1 protein-coding gene is annotated in these 534 nt (G+C 64.4%); it reads left to right on the top strand.

The annotated features are described in order from the left end of the window. Positions 1 to 184 precede the first annotated feature (184 nt). A partial coding sequence (locus QN350_RS19785) for a hypothetical protein (protein WP_323517227.1) occupies positions 185 to 534 on the top strand: 350 nt, incomplete at its 3' end.

A 534-nucleotide genomic window follows, 5' to 3' on the forward strand; every position in this document is an offset into this window, starting at 1 on the left:
AGCTGTGCATCGTCGCAAGATGCGGGGATAGTCGCGGTGAGGTGTCCGCGGCCTCACTAATCAGCACAGCCACCGGCACACACACCGCTGGGTACCCGTTTTCAGGTTTGAAACTCGAGATGAGCAGCACTAAATTAAGTGAGCAAGTCTCGCATTCGTGTTCGATTCGGGGTAGAATCTGGGTATGGCAGGAGCTATAGATCCCCAGTCACACACCCCGCCGCGACCCGATTCCGGGGCCGCGGAAGACCAGCCCACCGTCGGTGTCGAGTCGGCCCATCCCGTTGCGATTGCAGAAGGATTCGAGGACACTGAGGGGCTGGCCGGGTCGGTTCCGTCGGTGCATGCGGATGCTGTCGCCCGGCTCGCCGCGGCCCGGGCAGTCTTGGTAGACGCTCTGGCCGCGATCCCGGTCGGACTGCTCAGCGACACAGAAGCCGTCACTGCGCTGAAAGAGGTCGAGGCGATCGGGCGGACGGTGGATGCGGCCCGGGTGACCACCGCAACCGACGTCGACCGGCGGGCCCGGGTGCT

It is taken from the genome of Cryobacterium sp. 10I5 (assembly GCF_035019865.1).
Classification (GTDB): domain Bacteria; phylum Actinomycetota; class Actinomycetes; order Actinomycetales; family Microbacteriaceae; genus Cryobacterium; species Cryobacterium breve_A.